The 18,538-nt window shown below is 71.3% G+C and carries 19 protein-coding genes; 6 read left to right on the top strand and 13 right to left on the bottom strand.

Going from position 1 to position 18,538, the window contains the following annotated elements; all coding sequences use genetic code 11:
* Positions 1 to 111: 111 nt before the first annotated feature.
* From AB0J90_RS34595 to AB0J90_RS34585, 3 genes are all read right to left on the bottom strand, one after another.
* A complete protein-coding gene (locus tag AB0J90_RS34595; RefSeq protein ID WP_363603306.1) occupies positions 112 to 1,260 on the bottom strand; it encodes a P-loop NTPase in 1,149 nt (382 codons plus the stop codon).
* A gap of 219 nt (positions 1,261 to 1,479) precedes the next feature.
* Complete coding sequence (locus tag AB0J90_RS34590; protein ID WP_363603305.1) at positions 1,480 to 2,073, bottom strand: DUF1003 domain-containing protein; 594 nt, start codon at positions 2,071 to 2,073, stop codon at positions 1,480 to 1,482.
* On the bottom strand, positions 2,066 to 3,379 hold the full coding sequence (locus tag AB0J90_RS34585; RefSeq protein WP_363603304.1) for a CBS domain-containing protein: 1,314 nt from the start codon (positions 3,377 to 3,379) through the stop codon (positions 2,066 to 2,068). Before AB0J90_RS34585 ends, AB0J90_RS34590 begins: the two co-directional genes overlap by 8 nt.
* 33 nt (positions 3,380 to 3,412) lie before the next feature.
* Between AB0J90_RS34585 and AB0J90_RS34580 the strand changes: the two genes are divergently transcribed.
* On the top strand, positions 3,413 to 4,282 hold the full coding sequence (locus AB0J90_RS34580) for a PhzF family phenazine biosynthesis protein (protein WP_363603303.1): 870 nt from the start codon (positions 3,413 to 3,415) through the stop codon (positions 4,280 to 4,282).
* A gap of 61 nt (positions 4,283 to 4,343) precedes the next feature.
* Here the strand turns inward: AB0J90_RS34580 and AB0J90_RS34575 are convergent, their stop codons facing one another.
* Positions 4,344 to 4,796 (bottom strand): hypothetical protein, encoded by a 453-nt coding sequence (locus AB0J90_RS34575; RefSeq protein WP_363603322.1) that lies wholly within the window; start codon positions 4,794 to 4,796, stop codon positions 4,344 to 4,346.
* Between the two features lie 220 nt (positions 4,797 to 5,016).
* Positions 5,017 to 5,781, bottom strand: a complete 765-nt coding sequence (locus tag AB0J90_RS34570; RefSeq protein WP_363603302.1) for an HAD family hydrolase — start codon at positions 5,779 to 5,781, stop codon at positions 5,017 to 5,019.
* A gap of 136 nt (positions 5,782 to 5,917) precedes the next feature.
* Between AB0J90_RS34570 and AB0J90_RS34565 the strand changes: the two genes are divergently transcribed.
* The 3 genes from AB0J90_RS34565 (at position 5,918) to AB0J90_RS34555 (ending at position 9,951) form a co-directional block, all read left to right on the top strand.
* Positions 5,918 to 6,886: a DMT family transporter gene (locus tag AB0J90_RS34565; protein ID WP_363603301.1), complete on the top strand. Its 969-nt coding sequence runs from the start codon at positions 5,918 to 5,920 to the stop codon at positions 6,884 to 6,886.
* A gap of 185 nt (positions 6,887 to 7,071) precedes the next feature.
* The gene (locus AB0J90_RS34560; RefSeq protein ID WP_363603300.1) at positions 7,072 to 9,300 is read left to right on the top strand and encodes an APC family permease; all 2,229 of its coding nucleotides are present in this window, start codon (positions 7,072 to 7,074) and stop codon (positions 9,298 to 9,300) included.
* A gap of 138 nt (positions 9,301 to 9,438) precedes the next feature.
* Positions 9,439 to 9,951 (top strand): pyridoxamine 5'-phosphate oxidase family protein, encoded by a 513-nt coding sequence (locus AB0J90_RS34555; RefSeq protein ID WP_363603299.1) that lies wholly within the window; start codon positions 9,439 to 9,441, stop codon positions 9,949 to 9,951.
* Positions 9,952 to 9,998: 47 nt separating this feature from the next.
* Here AB0J90_RS34555 and AB0J90_RS34550 read toward each other — a convergent pair whose 3' ends face one another.
* Both AB0J90_RS34550 and AB0J90_RS34545 read right to left on the bottom strand, forming a co-directional pair.
* On the bottom strand, positions 9,999 to 11,339 hold the full coding sequence (locus AB0J90_RS34550; RefSeq protein ID WP_363603298.1) for a hypothetical protein: 1,341 nt from the start codon (positions 11,337 to 11,339) through the stop codon (positions 9,999 to 10,001).
* Positions 11,340 to 11,649: 310 nt separating this feature from the next.
* Complete coding sequence (locus AB0J90_RS34545; protein ID WP_363603321.1) at positions 11,650 to 12,447, bottom strand: SDR family NAD(P)-dependent oxidoreductase; 798 nt, start codon at positions 12,445 to 12,447, stop codon at positions 11,650 to 11,652.
* A 174-nt stretch (positions 12,448 to 12,621) separates the two neighbouring features.
* Between AB0J90_RS34545 and AB0J90_RS34540 the strand changes: the two genes are divergently transcribed.
* A complete protein-coding gene (locus AB0J90_RS34540) occupies positions 12,622 to 13,575 on the top strand; it encodes a CoA ester lyase (RefSeq protein WP_363603297.1) in 954 nt (317 codons plus the stop codon).
* Positions 13,576 to 13,651: 76 nt separating this feature from the next.
* On the opposite strand, the gene AB0J90_RS34535 is transcribed toward AB0J90_RS34540, so the two are convergent.
* Positions 13,652 to 14,353: a DUF4190 domain-containing protein gene (locus AB0J90_RS34535; protein WP_363603296.1), complete on the bottom strand. Its 702-nt coding sequence runs from the start codon at positions 14,351 to 14,353 to the stop codon at positions 13,652 to 13,654.
* A 122-nt stretch (positions 14,354 to 14,475) separates the two neighbouring features.
* Here AB0J90_RS34535 and AB0J90_RS34530 point away from each other — a divergent pair, with 122 nt between their 5' ends.
* Complete coding sequence (locus AB0J90_RS34530; RefSeq protein WP_363603295.1) at positions 14,476 to 15,393, top strand: SDR family NAD(P)-dependent oxidoreductase; 918 nt, start codon at positions 14,476 to 14,478, stop codon at positions 15,391 to 15,393.
* 3 nt (positions 15,394 to 15,396) lie between these two features.
* Here AB0J90_RS34530 and AB0J90_RS34525 read toward each other — a convergent pair whose 3' ends face one another.
* The 5 genes from AB0J90_RS34525 to AB0J90_RS34505 form a co-directional block, all read right to left on the bottom strand.
* A complete protein-coding gene (locus tag AB0J90_RS34525) occupies positions 15,397 to 15,909 on the bottom strand; it encodes a DUF4190 domain-containing protein (RefSeq protein ID WP_363603294.1) in 513 nt (170 codons plus the stop codon).
* Between the two features lie 98 nt (positions 15,910 to 16,007).
* Complete coding sequence (locus AB0J90_RS34520) at positions 16,008 to 16,688, bottom strand: TetR/AcrR family transcriptional regulator C-terminal domain-containing protein (RefSeq protein WP_363603293.1); 681 nt, start codon at positions 16,686 to 16,688, stop codon at positions 16,008 to 16,010.
* Between the two features lie 57 nt (positions 16,689 to 16,745).
* Positions 16,746 to 17,153: a CoA-binding protein gene (locus tag AB0J90_RS34515; RefSeq protein ID WP_363603292.1), complete on the bottom strand. Its 408-nt coding sequence runs from the start codon at positions 17,151 to 17,153 to the stop codon at positions 16,746 to 16,748.
* A 67-nt stretch (positions 17,154 to 17,220) separates the two neighbouring features.
* Positions 17,221 to 18,267 carry an Rv2578c family radical SAM protein gene (locus tag AB0J90_RS34510; RefSeq protein WP_363603291.1) on the bottom strand — a complete coding sequence of 349 codons (1,047 nt, stop codon included), beginning with the start codon at positions 18,265 to 18,267 and terminating at the stop codon, positions 17,221 to 17,223.
* A gap of 89 nt (positions 18,268 to 18,356) precedes the next feature.
* Positions 18,357 to 18,538, bottom strand: a 182-nt coding sequence (locus AB0J90_RS34505) for a substrate-binding domain-containing protein (protein ID WP_363603290.1), incomplete at its 5' end; no start/stop codon positions are given.

The raw sequence follows: 18,538 nt of genomic DNA, 5'->3' as shown, positions 1-18,538 counted from the left end.
CGCGGGCGCGGTCGAAATCTGACCCAGGAGGCAGCAGTCAGCCTCCCGAAACGGGTTCCACCCGCTCCGACGGATCGGGCGGGTGGAACCAGCGGTTGGTGCGGGTAGCGGTCAGCGACCAGCCGGGCGCAGTCCGAGCGGCTTGCCGATCAGGGACTCCCGGCGCACCGCGAGTCGGTCGGCGACCTTGTTCAGGGCCACCGAGGCGGGCGCGGCCGGGTCGGCGAGCACGATCGGGGTACCCCGGTCGCCGGCCTCGCGTACGCGGGTGTCGAGCGGGATCTGACCCAGCAGCGGGACCTGTGCGCCGACCACCCGGGTGAGCGACTCGGCCACCGCCGTACCGCCGCCTGCACCGAAGACCTCCATCCGGGACCCGTCGGGCAGCTCCAGCCAGGACATGTTCTCCACCACACCGACCAGGCGCTGGTGGGTCTGCAGGGCGATCGCGCCGGCCCGCTCGGCCACCTCGGCGGCGGCGGTCTGCGGCGTGGTGACCACCAGGATCTCGGCGTTGGGCAGCAGTTGGGCCAGCGAGATGGCCACGTCGCCGGTGCCCGGCGGCAGGTCGAGCAGGAGCACGTCCAACTCGCCCCAGTAGACGTCGACCAGGAACTGCTGCAACGCCCGGTGCAGCATCGGCCCGCGCCAGACCACTGCCGCGTTGCCGTCGGTGAACATCCCGATCGAGATGACCTTCACGCCGTGGGACTGCGGCGGCATGATCATGTCCTCGACGCGGGTCGGTCGGGCCTCGGTGCCGAGCATCCGGGGGACCGAGTGGCCGTAGATGTCGGCGTCGACCACACCCACGGAGAGCCCGCGGGCGGCCAGGGCGGCGGCCAGGTTGACCGTCACGCTCGACTTGCCCACCCCGCCCTTGCCACTGGCCACGGCGTACACCCTGGTCCGGGAGCCGGGCTGGGCGAACGGGATGACCGGCTCCTCGGTCGCGCCGCCGCCGCGCAGCCGCTGTTGCAGGGACTGCCGCTGCTCCGGCGTCATCACGCCGAAGTCGATCTCGACGCCGGTGATCCCGGGCACCGCGGTGACGGCGGCCGTGATGTCCGTACGCAGCTTGTCCCTCAGCGGGCAGCCGGCGACGGTGAGCAGGAGTTCGACGAGTACCCGACCGTCCGTTCCGACCACGGCGGAGCGCACCATGCCCAGCTCCGTGATGGGCCGGCGGATCTCCGGATCGTCGACGGTGGCCAGGGCGGCCATGACCGCTTCCTCGACGGTGCTGACTGGTGCTGACATGACCGCCATGGTACGTCGCATACGGGATCCCGGTGGCGGTCGCGGGCACCCGGTGTGAGCGATCAGGCCCGCACGATGGATACGGATGCACCGATTTGAGGCTAGACGTCGTACCCGTCCGGGTGTAACGATCGATGCGGTTGGCCGCGCGCCTAGCCCCTTGAGGCGCGCGGCTCGCTCTTTTCCCAGGTCAGCGCGGTGCCGACGGTCGTACGGTGTTCACTCGACGTCGAGCTCGTCGACCGGTTCGTCGATACTTTCGGCCGGCACCGGGCGCCCCGAACTCTGCTGCCGGTCCTTGCGGTACTGCCGCTGCTCCAGCCGCTGCCGGCGCTGCGCCTGCTCGTCCAACTCCTCGGCCAGCCGGCCCAGCTCCGACCGGAGGAAGTCGCGGGTGGCCACCTCGCCGAGGGCGATCCGCAGCGCGGCGATCTCCCGGGCCAGATATTCCGTGTCCGCCTTCTGCAGCGCCGCCCGCCGCCGGTCCTCCTCCGCCGCGAGCCGGTCCCGGGCCGCCTGCCGGTTCTGCGCCAGCAGGATCAGCGGCGCCGCGTACGACGCCTGCAACGACAGCAGCAGGGTCAGGAACGTGAAGGTGTACGGGTCGAACCGCAGCTCCCGAGGGGCGAGCGTGTTCCACAGCAGCCAGAGCGTGATCACCACGGTCATGTAGACGATGAAGTTCGCCGTACCCATGCCCCGGGCGATCGCCTCTGACCAGCGGCCGAACGCCTCCGGGTCGAACCGGGGCAGCCGCAACCGGCGCGGCTCGCGCGGCTGGTCGAGCCGTTCCACCCGACGCGGCTCAGTCATCGTCGCCCGCCCCGGGACGCCCGTCGCCCCGGCCGCCCACCTCGCCCGGCCTGGCCGCCGTGCTCACCGCCGCGTCCCGGTCGCGCCAGTCGGACGGCAGTGAATGATCGAGTACGTCGTCCACGGTGACCGCGCCCACCAGCCGGCTGGACGGGTCGATCACCGGGAAGGCGACCAGGTCGTACGTGGCCATCCGGCGGGTGACCTCGTTCAGCCCGGTGGTCGGCTGCAACGGGTCGATGTCGTTGATCAGCAGGTTGCCGAGCAGCTCCGCCGGTGGCTCGCGAAGCAGTCGCTGGAAATGCACCATGCCGAGATAGCGGCCGGTCGGGGTGGCCATCGGCGGTCGCACGATGAAGACCTGGGCGGCGATGGCCGGGGAGAGCTGCGGGTCACGGATCCGGGCCAGCGCCTCGGCGACGGTGGCGTCCGGCGGCAGGATCACCGGCTCGGAGGTCATCAGGCTGCCGGCCGTACCGGACTGGTATTTCAGTAGCTGACGTACCGGATCGGCCTCGTCCGGCTCCATCATGTCGAGCAGCATGTCCTGCTCCGGCGGCGGCAGCTCGCTGAGCAGGTCGGCGGCGTCGTCCGGGTCCATCTCCTCCAGCACGTCGGCGGCCCGCTCCCGGTCCAGCCCGGCCAGGATCTCCACCTGGTCGTGCTCGGGCAGCTCACCCAGCACGTCGGCCAGGCGCTCGTCGTCCAGGGCGGCGGCGACCTCGTTGCGGCGGGCGTCCGGCAGGTCCTGCAGCGCGTTGGCGAGGTCGGCCGGACGCATGTTCTCCAGCACCGAGAGCAGGTTGGCGGTGCCCCGGGTCTCCGGCAGCCCGAGCAGGCCGCCGGCCCGTTCCCACTCCAACTGGTGCAGGTGCCCCCGGCGGCTGAGCCGGCTGGTCTGCTCCCGTACGGCGACCCGGGTCAGGGACCATTCGCCCTGGCGGTTGGCCTCCATCGCGACGTCGACGACGGTGCCGGGCCGCCCGATCGGTTCGATGACCACCCGCCGGTCGAGCAGGTCCTCCAGCACCAGCAGCTCGTTCGGGCGTTTCTCGAACCGGCGCAGGTTGAGCGTGCCGCTGGCGAGCAGCACCGACTCCGCGTCGATGGTGGTGATCCAGTTGATCGAGAGGAAGATCCGCCGTCGCATCGCCAGCTCCGCCACCAGCCCGACAACCTGCGGGTTGCGGCTGGTGGTTCGCAGTCGGGCGACCGCGTCCCGGATCCGGCCGACCTGATCTCCGTTGGGGTCGAAGACGGCCAGTCCGGCAAGACGGGCGATGTACACCCGGGTCGGCGTGGTCACGTGGGTCAGCCTATGCGCCTAGGCTTTACCAACATGTCGACCTTGGCGTACGAGATCGTGGACGTCTTCACCGACCGTCCCTTCGCCGGCAACCCGCTCGCGGTCGTCTTCGACGCCCAGTCGCTGGCCACCGAGCAGATGCAGATCATCGCGCGGGAGTTCAACCTCTCCGAGACGGTGTTCGTGCTGCCGTCGACGGCCAGCACCGCGACGTACCGGGCCCGGATCTTCACCCCGGAGCGGGAACTCCCGTTCGCCGGGCACCCGAGCATCGGCGCCTCGGTGACGGCCCGTCGCCGAGGCTGGTTCGGTGCCGGCCAGGTCGTCCAGGAGTGCGGTGCGGGCCTGCTGCCGATCGAGGTGGCCGGCGACCGGGCCACGGTCACCGGTGCCGGACCGACGCTCGGCCCGGAACTGGACGTGGAACCGCTGCTCGCGATGGTCGGGCTGACCTCCACGGATTTCGTCGGGCCCGCTCCCCGGGTGGCCGGCTGCGGGCTGGAGTTCCCGTACCTATCGGTCCGGGCGCAGGCGCTGGGCCGGGTCGTGCTCAACGCACCAGCGGCGGTACGGGCCGGAGTCGAGCACCTGAGCGTCTTCGCCTGGCACCCGGAGGAGCGGACCGCGTACGCCCGGGTCTTCGCGCCGGGTGTCGGTGTGCCGGAGGATCCGGGCACCGGATCGGCCGCTCTCGGGTTGGGTGTGTGGTTGGTCACCAGCGGGCTGCTGCCGGGGGAGGGGATCTCGTCGTACACGGTGCGTCAGGGCGCGGAGATCGAGCGCCCGTGCCTGTTGGAGTGCACGGTGACCGCCGCCGACGGGGTCGCGCTCGGCGCCACGGTCGCCGGCCAGGTGGTCCCGATCGCCACCGGCCAGATCACCGTCCCGCCGTTCGTCGGCTGACTCCGTCCGGCCCCGCCCGACCCGCTCCTCGGCCACCCGACGTCGTCCAGGCGGCAAGATGTCAGCGGCGGCGTACGCGGTGCAGGCGGAACGGCTTGCGGGTCTGGCGTACGGCCGGTGACTCCCGCGGGGGCGCGGCCTGGGAGCCGTCCGGCAGCGAGGCGCCCTCGGCGAGCGGGACGCCGGCCGGGCTGAGCCGGTTCAGCGCGCATCCGCTGGCCGCCCAGCGTTCGACCAGCTCGGTTGCCGTACCGGCGGCGTTGAGGCGTTTGGCGGCGACCAGCGGCGCACTGGCCTCCCACTGTTCGGTGCCGGGCAGCAGTCGGGTCACCTCGGCGGGCCAGGTGACGATCCGGCCGCCGTGGTCGCCGCGCAGGGTCACCGCGGCGGTGGTGGTGTCGGCGAGTCCGGGGGCCGCCTGCTCACCCGGCCCGCTGACCACGTAGAGCGCGCCTTCCAGCGGCATGCACCACAGCGCCAGAGCGGGCCCGCCGTCGACCGAGACCCAGGCCATCGCGGCCTTTTTCGTCGCCTCCTCGACCAGCGGTGACGGGCCGACCTCCGGCACCGGGGGGCTCTGTACGCCATTCTCGTCAGTCACCCCTGCATCCTCCCGCAGCCGGCACCCCGCTGTCGCCGAACACCCCCGTCGGACGGGCAGCCGTCCACACTCGACCGAAATCACCACGGGATCGCCGGGCGCCGCACCGCGTACCCGATGTTGATCGTGAATTTCAGCGGGTGCGCAGCGCCGGGCGCCGACGGCCGCGCGCGTCGCGGCGCGGGCGGATGGTTGATCGGGTGGCGCCGGACAGCGCCGGTTCGACCAGTTCGAGCACCTCGCGCAGCGAGGTCAGGGCCGGTCCGGTGAAGCCGGTGTCCGGGTCGAAGACCAGGTGGTCGCCGAGGTCGGGGGCGTTCAGCCGGACCGCGTCCAGCCCCGCCCCGGTGGCGCCGGTGAGTTCCCGGCTGCCGCCGTCGCCGACGTAGAGGCAGTCCGCGGGCGCCACCCCGAGCCGGTCACAGGCGACCAGGTAGATCGCCGGGGCGGGCTTGCAGTAGCCGACCTGGACCGAGAAGACCTGCGTGTCGAGCAGCGCCGCGACCGGAAGTTGCGGCAGGAAGACCGGAAGTTCGTGGGTGCAGTCGCTGATCAGGGCGGTGGCGACCCCGAACCGGCGCAGGGCGCGCAGCGTCGGGACCGCCTCGGGACGTAATCGGGTGTCGGCGCGGACCGCCCCCAGCCGGGCGGACACGGCCGCTCGCACCTGTGCGTCCGAGGGGTGCACCCCGATCCGGTCGCAGACCCAGCGCAGGGTCGCCTCGGCGTCGCCGAGCGCGCCACTCGCGCGCAGGTAGAACGACCGGTCGAGGACTTCGAGCAGCGCCTCGGTGGTGCAACCGAGCCGGTCGGCGACGAGGGCGTGTCGCCGGCCGCGGTTCGCCGGTCGGGTCAGGGTGTTGAAAAAATCGAAGAGCACCGCCCGGTATGCGGGCATGGTGGGACCAGCTTCCGGCACGAAGAGAGACGAATCGGACCGGGCTGATGGTAACGAAATGTTGATCGTTTCGTGGCCCGGCGTAAGCGAAGCGTGGAACTTTCGGTGGTCACAGCGGGCGTGTGAGGATCTTCCCGTGCCATCTCCGCAAGTCACGCCCACCGGACGCCCGCCGGTCGATCCGTTGAGCGCCGGTGCGGTGATCCTCGCGGTCGCCGCCGTATCCTCCTCGGCGCCGCTGATCGCGTACGCCGCCGCACCTGCGCTGGCGGTCGCGTTCTGGCGGAACACCATCTCGGTCGGCCTGCTCAGCCCGGTCGCCCTGCTCCGGCGCCGGGCCGAACTCCGTACGTTGATCCGGGGCGCCGGGCGGCGCGAGGGCTGGTTCTGCGTCCTGTCCGGGGTGGCGCTCGCCGCCCACTTCGCCACCTGGATGCCGAGCGCCCAGTTGACCTCGGTGGCCGCGGCCACCGCCCTGGTCGCCACCCAACCGGTCTGGCAGGGCCTGATCGCACTCGGGCAGGGTCGGCGGCTGCCCACCGTCGCCTGGGTCGGGATCGGGGTGGCGGTGGTCGGTGCGGCACTCGCCACCGGGGCCGACTTCGGGCACTCGCACCGGGCGGTCATGGGTGACCTGCTCGCGGTGCTCGGCGGCATCGCGGCGGCGATCTACACCGCGTTCGGCGAACGGGCCCGCGCGACGATCAGCACCACCACGTACACCACGATCTGCTACGGGGTCTGCGCCGTGCTGCTGCTCGTCGTCTGCCTGATCGGAGGCGTACGGCTGACCGGCTTCCCCGGCACGACCTGGCTGGCCATCCTGGGGTTGGTGGCCGGCGCCCAACTGCTCGGGCACTCGATGTTCAACTACGCCCTGCACCACTTCTCGGCCACCACCATCAGCGTCCTGATCCTGCTCGAAGCGCCCGGCGCGGCACTGATCGCCTGGGTGTGGCTGGGGCAACTGCCCCGGCTGGCCGCCCTGCCCGGCCTGGCGCTGCTGCTGGTCGGGGTCGCCATCGTGGTGCTCGGCAATGCCCGCGCCAATCGCCGCGCCGCTCTCATCCCCGCGCCACCGGAAGCCGCGCCGCTGCCGGACTGACCCGGCCCGAGCACCCCCGGCGACCCAGGCCCAAGGCGCGGACCCCGGACCGGCGCCACCCGGAGCCAACCTGCATTCGAGGCCATTTTTGGCGGAGTGTGGCTATTCGCGTGCCGATGGCCGCGCTTTCGGTGAAAGTGCGGGGCAGGGAAGTGGACGCGGGCGGGCAGAGGGGGTGGACGCGGGTGGGACGGCGCGGGAAGCGGGACGCGGACGCGGCACCGTCGGAGAAGCCCACGGTCACCTTCAGCCCGTTGGCCGAGTTCCCGCCGCTGCGTGAGGACGAACTGGCGGTGCTCCGCCAGGTCGGCCAGCGGTGGGCGGACGCGCTGCACGACCGGCCGGCGGACTGGGACGAACTACCCCTGGACCCCACGCTGGAGCGTTACCGGCACCCGCCCGCCCCGAGCCGCTTCGGCCGGCTGGCCCGGATCGACATGTTCAAGGCCGACGAGCCCCGGCAACTGCTCGCCACCGAGGCCACGATCCTGCCCCGGGGACGGCTGGCGCAGTCCCTGGCCCGGTTTCGCCGCGGCGTGCTGGGTCCGCCACTGGCCAGCACGGCGGTGCTCCAGGAGCGGATGCGCAAGCTGGTCGCCCTCCCGGTGCTCTCCTCCGACCTGCTCTCCTCGGTGGCGTACGGGCCCGAGGCCATGCTCGCCATCCTGGTGCTGGCCGGCGGTGGCGCGCTCGGTCTCTCCCTGCCGCTGACCGGCGTGCTGGTGCTACTAATGATCATCGTCGGTGCCTCGTACCGGCAGACCGTGTACGCCTATCCGCACGGCGCCGGGTCGTACCTGGTGGCCAGCGACAGCCTCGGCCCCCGGTTCGGCCTGGTCGCCGCCGCCGGCCTGATCCTCGACTACGTGCTCACCGTGTCGGTGTCGGTGGCGGCCGGGATCGGCGCCATCACCTCGGCGTTGCCCGGACTCGCACCGCTGACCGTGCCGCTCGGGCTGCTGGCGATCGCGGCGCTGCTCGCCGGCAACCTGCGCGGCGTACGGGTCGCCGGCAACCTGTTCGCCGCGCCGACGTACCTCTTCATCGTCGTCATGCTGGTGCTGCTGCTGGTCGGGTTCGCGCAGGCGGCCGGGCGGGGATTCACCGCGCTCCCGCCACCGCCGATCACCGCCGTGGAGGGGCTCAGCGTGCTGGTCGTCCTGCGCGCGTTCGCCTCCGGAGCCACCTCGATGACCGGGATCGAGGCGGTGTCGGACGCGGTGCCGGTGTTCCGGCCGGTCGAGTGGCGCAACGCCCGTACGACGTTGACCTGGATGGTCGGCATCCTGGTCGTACTCTTCGCCGGGCTGACCCTGCTGATCCATCTCAGCGGCGTGGTGCCGCACGACGGCCAGACCCTGCTCTCGCAGGTGGCGCGCCAGACCTTTCGCACCGGCCCCTGGTACGGCCTCGTCCAGGCCTCCACCGCCATGATCCTTCTGTTGGCGGCGAACACGGCGTTCAACGACTTTCCCCGACTGCTCTTCTTCATGGCCCGGGACGACTACGCGCCCCGGCGGTTCCTGCACATGGGCGACCGGCTCGCCTTCGGCAACGGCATCGTCGCGCTGTCGGTGGCGGCGGCGCTGATCTTCCTCACCTTCGGCGGTCGCACCCAGGCGCTGATCCCGCTCTACGCGGTCGGTGTGTTCCTCGCCTTCACCCTCTCCCAGACCGGGATGGTGGCGCACTGGCGGGCACACCGGGGCCGGAACTGGAAGCGGCGCGCGGCGATCAACGGGCTCGGTGCGGTGCTGTGCGCGATCGTGCTGGTCACCGCCGCGGCCACCAAGTTCGGTGAGGGAGCCTGGGTGACGGTGCTCGCCATCCCGCTGGTGGTCCTGCTGGCGATGCGGATCCGGCGGCACTACGACCGGATGCACCTGGCGCTGGCGCTGCGCCCGCCGTCGGTGCCGGCGCGGGCGGCCGGACAGCCAGCCGAGCCCGGTGGGACCCGGGACCGGTCGGTGGGCGCGGACGACCAGGAGAGCGAGGAGAGCCCGCAGGACGTACGGCACCTGGTGGTGGTGCCGGTGGCCCGGCTCAACCTCGCCGCCCTGCGGGCACTCGCGTACGCGGCCTCGCTCGGACCGCCGGTCTTCGCCGTACACCTCAGTCCGGAGCAGGAGGAGGCGGACCGGTTCCGCGAGGAGTGGCAGACCTGGGGGGACCATCTCCGGTTGGAGACGATCATTTCGCCGTACCGGGCGATCACCGCACCGCTGGTGCAGTATCTCGACTCGCTGCACACGTTGCGCCCGGACGTGGTGCTGACCGTGGTGGTGCCGGAGCTGATGGTGAAGCGCCCCTGGCACCGGATCCTGCACACCCCGATCGACCAGCGGTTGCGCCGGGCCCTGCGCAGCCTGCCCGGGGTGGTGATCACCAGCGTCCCGGTGCACCTCGCCGACTGAGCCGAGGACCGACCCGGGTAGGTCCGCCGGTTCCGCCCACCGCTTTCCCCGCCCACGGCGACCGGACGAGGTTACGTTGGGCTGGCGGCGTACGGCCGGTTGTCGCCGGTCGCGCCGAGTACGGAAGGGGCTGGTCCGATGCCGGGCGACCGGGAGTTGCTGGAGGAGTACGTCCGCGCGGGGCAACTCATGCAGTTGGCGACCGTACGGGCGGACGGCTCACCGATGGTGGGCAACCTCTGGTACGACCCGCACTTCGCACCCGACCTGCTGCGGTTCGTCGCCCGGCACGACCGGTGGCACGGGGCGGACGGGCACCGGGCGGGTGGGCACGGGCCGGACGGGCAGGGTGACGGACGGGTCGGCGGCAGCATCGTCTCCGTACCGCCGGACGTCCGGGCCGGAACCGTACGCGGGGTGGCCTTCACCGGTGTGGTGCGGACGCTGCCGCCGGTCGGGGTGGAGGCGGCGGCCCGGTCGTTCCTGGACCGCTGGCCGGGCGCCGAGGTGGCGATCGACCCGGGCCGGCTGGCCCGGCACGAGACGCCCAGCCGGCTCTACGAGATCGCGGTGACCGAGTGGGTCCTGTTCGACGAGCGCCGGTTCCCGGACGAGTCCCGGCACGTGCTCGCGGCGGCCCGGACGGCCTGATCGGCCTGCCCACGCCTGGCGGGCGGGTCAGACCGATCAGCGGCCGGCTACGGGATCACCGGGAGACCGGTGTCGAACCAGACGTTTGTCGGTCGATCCCAGAGGATCCCGGTCTGGTTGGGGCGGGCGATGACGCCGTAGCGGTAGTTCCGGCCGAACTTGTTGTTCCGGAAGACGATGTTCGAGGAGACCAGGTCGTCCCGCACACCGATGGAGTAGTTGCCGCCGTTGCAGTAGTTGTTCTCGAAGGTGAGGTTGCGGACCGCGTCCGCCGTGGTCGAGCCGATCATGATGCAGGCGTTGTGCGGGTCGTTGGTGCTTGCCGTGTACGGCTCCAGCCGGTTGTGTCGCACGATGATGTCGCTGCCGCCGGTGGTCTGCAACGCGTCGTTGTGCGAGCCGGGGATCCGGGCGAGGTCGTGGATCCAGGAGTCCACGATGGTGCTCTTCGTGCTCAACCGGGGTCCGTCGATCATGTTCCAGATGTTCGCCCGACGCAGGGTGTAGTTGCCGCAGCAGACCGACGCGGAGTTCCGTCCGGCGCCGTTTATCTCCACATCCTCGACCACCAGGTTGACCGCGGTGTCGTAGAGCCGGATGGAGTAGGTCGGGCTGTTACAGGTGATCCGGGACTTGCGGATGATGATGTTGCTCGCCCGGACCGTCACGCACCCGACGATGTTGAGGTTGGTCAGCACCTGACCCGACGTACGGAGGTCGAGGGATCCGGAGTTCGTCAGCACCGTACCGGCCGGTACTCCGGTGTTGGTCGGACCAGGCCAGAAGGTGATCGGAGTGGGTGGGACGGCGTTCGGCGCCCGGGGCGGGCTCGGCAGCGGTGCCAGCGGGCCGAACTCGGGCGCGCTGGGTGCGGCTTCGACCCCACCGGGTACGTCCGGTGAATACGCCTCGCCGTTCTGTTCCGAGTCGACGATGGTGGCCGAGGAGCCGGCGTCCCGGACGAACGCCCGTCGACAGTCGTGCACCGTCACCCTGACCGCTGAATAGTCGCCCGGCACGATGCCGTCGGTCTTGCCGTCGGTGCAGTGGATCTCGGTGTCGACGATGGTGGCGCCCGCGACGTCGGGACGGATCCGGATGGCCGCCGTGCCGCCGGCCCGGATGGTCACTCGTTGCAGGCGGATATTGTCCGCGGCGATCTCGATTGGACGGTCGAAGGTCTGACCGGAGATGACGGCGTTGGGCGTGTCGAATACCAGGGGCTCCGAATCGGGGCCGGCGACGATCGCGTACCCGGTCCCGGCGATTGCGACGAGTCCGACGGCGCTGGTGGCGACGATGGCGCGAGTACGTCCGGTACGACGACTCGGAGCCGGGGCATCCGGTGTTCTGGGTTCACCTGTTGGGTGCAGATCGGTGTTGTTCATGCTTCGCCCTTGGGAATGGGCGGCGCACGGCGTGGCTGCGCTGCCCGTCCTGCCTAGGAGCCCACCTCGGTCGCCGGCTTCAGTGCCGCGTACGACCGCTCAGGTCGGTCCACAAGGTCGCTGATCGAGGGCCCTGCCGCCCCGGAAGCGAATTAGATGCTTCTACGCGAAGGCTACTCTTCGTATTGTGTCGCTCACGAAATACGATCTGACGGATTTTCGACAGAAAGCGGTATTCATCATTGTCAGTGCTGATAAAACACTTGTAAGTGTCGATGATTCTACGGCCCCGGTGACTACGGAACGTCACTCAGTGCAGTTCGACCGCCCGCTCGCTCGCCTGCCAGAGCCGGGTCGCCAGCTCCGGATCCGCGGCGTGCGGTCGAGGCTGGCGCAGCTCACGATCCGCGTAGTAACCGCCGTTGGTCACCGCGCCGAAGGCCAGGTGGGCGAGCCACACCAGGGTCTCCGCCCCCTTGGCCGGCGTACGCATGAACCAGGCCAGTTTCATACCGAGGGCGACCAACCGGTTCTCGTTGGCGAACCGGGTACGCACCCCGCCCGGGTGGTACGACACCGCGACCAGCTCCGGCCAGCGCCGCGCCGCCTCGGCGGTGAACAGGATGTTCGCCTGCTTGCTGCTGCCGTACGCCCGCATGGGGTGGTAGTCGCGCAGGGCGGCGGAAAGATCGTCCGGATCCAGCGCGCCCCACCGGTGCGCCCCGGACGCGGTTGTCACGATCCGGTCCACCCGGTCCCGCAGCAGGGCGCTGAGCAGGAACGGCGCGAGATGGTTGGACTGCATGGTCAGTTCGAAGCCGTCCACCGTGGTCACCGGGCGCGTACTGACCATTCCGGCGTTGTTGGCCAGCACGTCGATCCGGTCATAGGCGGTACGCAGCTCGGCGGCGAGCCGACGTACGTCGTCGAGGACCGCAAAGTCGGCCCGGAACTGCGCCGGACGGATTCCGCTCGCGTCCCGTACCTGGTCGACGGCGGCGGTCAGGCGGGCCGGACTGCGCCCGACCAGGACGACCTCGTCGCCGCGGCGGGCCAGCTCGATCGCGGCGGCCAGGCCGATGCCCGACGTGGCGCCGGTGATCACCACCCGCAGCCCCGCGCGCTGGTCGACGACCGGGGGATCGGGCAGTGCCGCGCCGGTGACATCCTCGACAGGTCGCTCCTCGCCGGTCATGGCGCGACGTTACCGTGGGGTCACGAATACCGAAAGAATCATCAGGCCCGGTCCGCGCCACCGATCGGGTTGTGGAAGGAGTGTCCGATGGCCCTCGCTGGCCGCCCCCGCCGGTCCTGTCTCGCGGTGCCCGGATCGAGCGTGAAAATGCTCGGCAAGGCCCAGGGACTCCCGGCCGACCAGGTGTTCCTGGATCTCGAGGACGCGGTCGCACCGCTGGCCAAGCCGGAGGCACGACGCAACGTCGTCGCTGCGCTCAACGAGGGTGACTGGGCCGGCAAGATCCGAGCCGTACGCGTCAACGACCTCACCACCCCGTGGACGTACCGGGACGTGGTCGACGTGGTGGAGGGTGCGGGCGCCAACCTGGACTGCGTGATGCTGCCGAAGGTGCAGAACGCCAGCCACGTCGAGTGGCTCGACCTCACCCTCACCCAGATCGAGCGGACCCTCGGACTGCCGGTCGGCGGGATCGGCATCGAAGCCCAGATCGAGAACGCGGCGGGTCTGGTCAACGTCGACAGCATCGCCGCCGCCTCGCCACGGGTCGAGACGATCATCTTCGGCCCGGCCGACTTCATGGCGTCGATCAACATGCGGTCGATGGTGGTCGGTGCGCTCATCCCGGACTACCCCGGTGACCCCTACCACTACATCCTGATGCGACTGCTGATGGCCGCCCGGACGTACGACAAGCAGGCGATCGACGGCCCGTACCTGCAGATCCGCGACGTGGACGGCTTCCGCGAGGCGGCCCGCCGCTCGGCCGCGCTCGGCTTCGACGGCAAGTGGGTGCTGCACCCGGGTCAGATCGACGCCGCGAACGAGGTCTACGCACCATCACAGCAGGACTACGACCACGCGGAGTTGATCCTCGACGCGTACGAGCACTACACCTCGGCGGCCGGTGGCCGGCGTGGGGCGGTGATGCTCGGCGACGAGATGATCGACGAGGCGTCCCGCAAGATGGCGCTGGTCGTCGCGGCGAAGGGCCGGGCCGCCGGGCTGGCGCGTACGTCGAGCTTCGTCGCGCCGGACTGATCGGCCGGCGCCGGCCGGCCCCCGGTGTACGGGAGCCGGCCGCAGGCCGGTGGCGCCGGACAGCCGGCCCCGTGAATCAGTAGCTGGCGAACTCGTCCGGGTTGTTGGCCACGTAGACGGCGAAGATGATGATGAGCACGGTGGCGATCACCGCGATCGCGGTGGTGATCCAGCCGATGATGATGCCGGCCGTCGCCATCCCGGCGCCGCTCTCGCCGCGCTCACGGATCTGCCGCTTGGCGACGTGGCCCAGGATCGCGCCGACGATACCGAGGTAACCGCCGAGGCCGTAGCCGCAGAGCCCGAGCACGCCGACGATGGACACCACCAGCGAGGCGACCGCCATGCCGTTCTGCGGCGGCGTGGCCGGGTAGCCGTAGCCCGGGGGGTAGGCCTGGGCGGGGTAGCCGGTCGGGGCCGGGTAGCCGGGCGGCGTCTGGTACGCCGTCGGGTCGGGGTACTGGTACGCCGGGTCGGGTGCGCCGGGCGCCTGGTACGCCGCACTCGGGTCCGGACCCGGCGGGTACGGGTACGCCGGCCCAGCGGGCGGACCGGCCGGATACTGGAAAGCCGTCGGATCCTGGTACGGGGACGAACTCGCCGGGTTCTGGTACGCGCTCGGATCCTGGTAGGCCGGGTTCTGGTACGCGGCCGGGTCCGGCGTACCGGTCGGGGGCTGGTAGGCCGGGCTCTGCGGGCTGTCCGGTGGCTGGCTCGGCCCGGGCGGGGCGTTCCAGTTGCCGGGTTGCTGGTTGCCGGGTTGCTGGGGGTCGCTCATCGGGTCTCTCCGTCTACGCAGGGATGCGCAGCCAGGGTAGTGGGAGATCGCCAGTGATATCCGCCCACCGTCGTCGGGGGTGCCGCGTTGCCCGGATTGACGGGACCGGGCAGGATCGCGGCATGGCATTCGACGCGCGCGCCGGTGAACGTGCCGGCAGCCGACCCCGGCGGGACGCTTCGCGTTCCGCGCTGGCCCGCCGTAACCGGACCGTACCGCCGGGCGGCGTTCCGGCGGACGACTCCGACGAACCCTCGGCCCTGCCCGACAGCGAGCCGATCACGCTCCGTCTCGACGGGCGGGTAGCGCTGGTCACCGGCGCGGGCAGTCCGGACGGCATCGGGTACGCCACCGCCCGCCGGTTGCGTGACCTGGGTGCGCGGGTGGCGATCGTCTCGACCACCCGGCGCATCCACGACCGGGCCACCGAACTCGGCGCCACCGGCTTCGTCGCCGATCTCACCGACGAGGCCGAGGTGGGCGCGCTCGCCGACGCCATCGCCGAGCAGCTCGGTGAGGTGGAGGTGCTGGTCAACAACGCCGGCCTGGCCAGCCGGGCGAGCCCGGAGGTGCTGCGTCCGGTCGCCCAGCTCACCTACGACGAGTGGCACGGCGAGATCGAGCGGAACCTGACCACCGCTTTCCTCTGTAGCCGGGCGTTCATCGGCGGCATGGCCGAACGCGGCTGGGGCCGGATCGTGAACCTGGCCGCGACCGCCGGGCCGGTGAACGCGCTGCCGACCGAGGCCGCCTACGCCGCCGCCAAGGCCGGTGTGGTCGGTCTGACCCGCGCGCTGGCGATGGAGATGGTCGCCGACGGGGTCACGGTCAACGCGGTGGCGCCGGGCACGATCTACACCGCCGCTTCCACCATGGCCGAGCTCAAGCAGGGCCTGGGTACGCCGGTCGGCCGTCCCGGCACCCCGGACGAGGTGGCTGCGGCGATCACGTTCCTCTGCTCCCCGGCGGCCTCGTACATCACGGGGCAGATGCTGGTCGTGGACGGCGGCAACAGCGTCCGGGAGGCGCAGTTCCGGTAGCGGTCAGCCGGCGGTGCCGACCCCGTCGTCGCCGCCCCAGATCGCCAGCGCCAGCCAGCCGCAGCAGAAGAGCAGCCAGAACACGGTGAAGATGTAGCTGAGTACCAGGCCGGCGATGGCGAGGCTGCTGCCCTGCTCGCCGCTGCGCCTGATCTGCCGGCGGGCGAGGTGGCCCAGCACGATGCCGGCCGGCGGGAAGATGATGGCGAACACCAGCGACAGGATCGCCAGCACGTTCGTGCCGGTCGGCGGCCCGTAGCCGGGCGGGTAGCCGCCGGGCCCGTACTGCCCCGGCTGCCCGTACAGCCCGGGTTGGCTGTACTGGCCGTACTGCTCTGTTGGCTGGCCGTATTGGCCGTACCCTTCCGGCGGTTGGCCGTATTGGCCGTACCCTTCCGGCGGTTGGCCGTACTGGCCGGGTTGCTGGGCGTACGGGTCGGGGTCGCCGGGCGGCGGGCCGTACGGCTGTTGGGGTTGGTGGGGATCGGGGTTCTCGCCCGGTGGTGGGTAGCTCATACCAATCGCCCTCCTCGCCCCGGACGCTACTTGACCAGCGAGTCCGTGCGGTGCGGTTGGGTCGACTGGCGCCCGGACGACCCGGGTCGCCCGCCCGGTCAGCCGGTCGGCGACACCCCGCGGATGCCGGCGACGGCCAGGTCGAGTCCGAGCCGGTAGTAGTCGTCGCTGCTGTCGTCGGAGGTGAGCGCGTCGGCGGCGGCGACAACATTCGGGTAGCGGCGCGGCGGCAGGGCGGCGAGGGCGGTGCGCTTGGCGTGGATGGCGTCGTCACGGGCTTCCCGGTCGCCGCGTTCCTCGGCGCCGGGTTCGGTGCTGACCAGGGTGACCAGCAAGCAGAGCACCTGCCGGCCGATCCGTGCGGACTGGTCGACGTCGAGCCCGGCCTGTTGCAGCAGCGCGAGGGTCCGGTCGGCCAGCGCCAGACCGGGCGCCGAGACGAGGATTCGGGTGAGGACGAGTTCCGCGACGTTCGGGTGCGGCCGCAGCGCTGCCACGAAGGCGGCGAGTACGTCGCGAACCTGCTCGTGCCATGGCCGGTCGTCGGGCTCGGGCAGCTCGACGGCGGCGAGCAACCGCTCGGCGAGGGCGGCGAGCAGTTCGTCCTTGTCCCGGAAGTGGCGGTAGAGGGCCATCGGGGTGACGTCGTGCTGCTGCGCCAGGCGCCGGATGGTGACCGCGCTCAGCCCGTCCGCGTCGGCGACGGCCAACGCGCTGGTCACGAGCTTGTCGGGGTCGAGTCCGCGTTGCGCCGTGGGGTCCCTCCGGGTTGCTACCACGGTCCAAGTCTACGCCGTACGCGTACGACGTAGACGGCGGTCGACGTCAGTGCGACTTCACGGCAGGAGGCTCAGGTTGCCGTTCGCCCGCTCGATCACCAGGCAGCGGTCCTCGACGTAGTCGATGCCGGCTTCCTCGGCCAGCTTGCGGCTCTCGGCCGAGACGATCCCGAGCTGCAACCAGACCGCCGGGGCGCCGATTGCGATCGCCGCCCGGACCACCTCGACGGTGTCCCGGGCCGGCCGGAACACGTCGACCAGGTCGACCGGGTGTGGGATGTCGGCCAGTGACCGGTACACCTTCTCCCCGAACAGCTCCTCCGCGACCGGGTTGACCGGGATGATCCGCCAGCCGTACCGCTGCATCTGCAGCGGTACGCGGTGGGCCGCCTTGTTCGGATCGCGGGCTGCGCCGACCACCGCGATCACCTTCGCGTCGGCCAGGATCTGTTGGGCATCTCGCACCAGCCGACTGTAGCTCTGTCCGGTTCCCGTCGACCGCTCTCGCCGGGTCCGTCGACGGGCGCGAGGCTCAGAGCAGGGTGAGCTGTTCGGTGACGCGTGGTTCCGATGTCGCCACCTGGCGGGTCTCGCCGGGTTCGGAGCGGTGCAGCCCATGTCGCCGGGCGGCCATCCTGACCCGCGCCACGATCTCCCGCTGGTAACTCTGCGGCAGGTAGGAGCCGTTGCCGAACAGTTCCCGGTAGCGGGGGACCAGGGCGGGGTGTTCACGGGCCAGCCATGCCGCGTACCACTCGCGGGCGCCCGGCCGCAGGTGCAGCGGGATCGGCGTGATGCTGACCGCACCGGCGGCGGCGATGGCGGCGACGGTGGCCTCGATCGAGTCGTCGGTGTCGGTGAGGCCGGGCAGGATCGGGGCCATCAGCACGCCGACCGGGAATCCGGCGTCGGTCAGTTGCCGGACCGCGTCGAGCCGGCGTTGCGGGCTCGGGGTGCCGGCCTCGACCGTGCGCCACAGCTCCTCGTCCACGAAACCCACCGAGTACGACACACCGACCTGGGTCACCGTCGCGGCCTGCCGGAGCAGCGGCAGATCCCGCAGCAGCAGGGTGCCCTTGGTGAGGATCGAGAACGGGTTGGCGAAGTCGCGCAGGGCCGAGATGATCTGCGGCATGAGCCGGTATCGCCCCTCGGCCCGCTGGTAGCAGTCGACGTTGGTGCCCATCGCGATGTGCGCGCCGCGCCATTTCGGTGCGCTCAACTCGCGGCGGACCAGCTCACCGGCGTTGACCTTGACGATCACCTTGCTGTCGAAGTCCTGCCCGGCGTCGAGGTCGAGGTACGTGTGGGTGTTCCGGGCGAAGCAGTAGACGCACCGGTGAGAGCAGCCCCGGTAGGGGTTGACCGTCCATTCGAACGGCACTCGGGAGGCGCCGGGCACCCGGTTGATGATCGACTTCGCGCGTACCTCGTAGAAGGTCATCCCGGCGAAGCCGGGGGTGTCGAAGGTCCGGGCGACCGCGTCGGGCAGCGCCAGCGGCAAGGGTGGTGCCGCCGGTGCCGCCGGCTCGGTCGCCCCGGCCCCGACTGCGGCGAAGGACAGGTTTTCCCAGCGCATGACCTTGATTCGAACACGCGTTCGAGTGGTCGCGCAAGTCGACTCGCGCTGCTCGCCATCGGGCGTCTGGGTGTCGAGCAGGGCTGGGACTAGGCGGGCGGCGGGGCGGTGCTCTCCCGGCGGATCAGTTCGGCCGGTACGTGTTCGACCTGGTGGTGGTGGGCCGGGTCGGGTTCCTGCAGGGCGAGGGTCATGGCGCGGGCGCCCATGTCGGCGAGGGGGAGGCGGACGGTGGTGAGGGTGGGGGTGACGTCGCGGGCGATGGGCATGT

The organism is Micromonospora sp. NPDC049523, from assembly GCF_040676775.1.
GTDB lineage: Bacteria > Actinomycetota > Actinomycetes > Mycobacteriales > Micromonosporaceae > Micromonospora_G.
The sequence above is the reverse complement of the archived record's forward strand: the minus strand, read 5'-3'. Positions and strand labels throughout refer to the sequence as shown.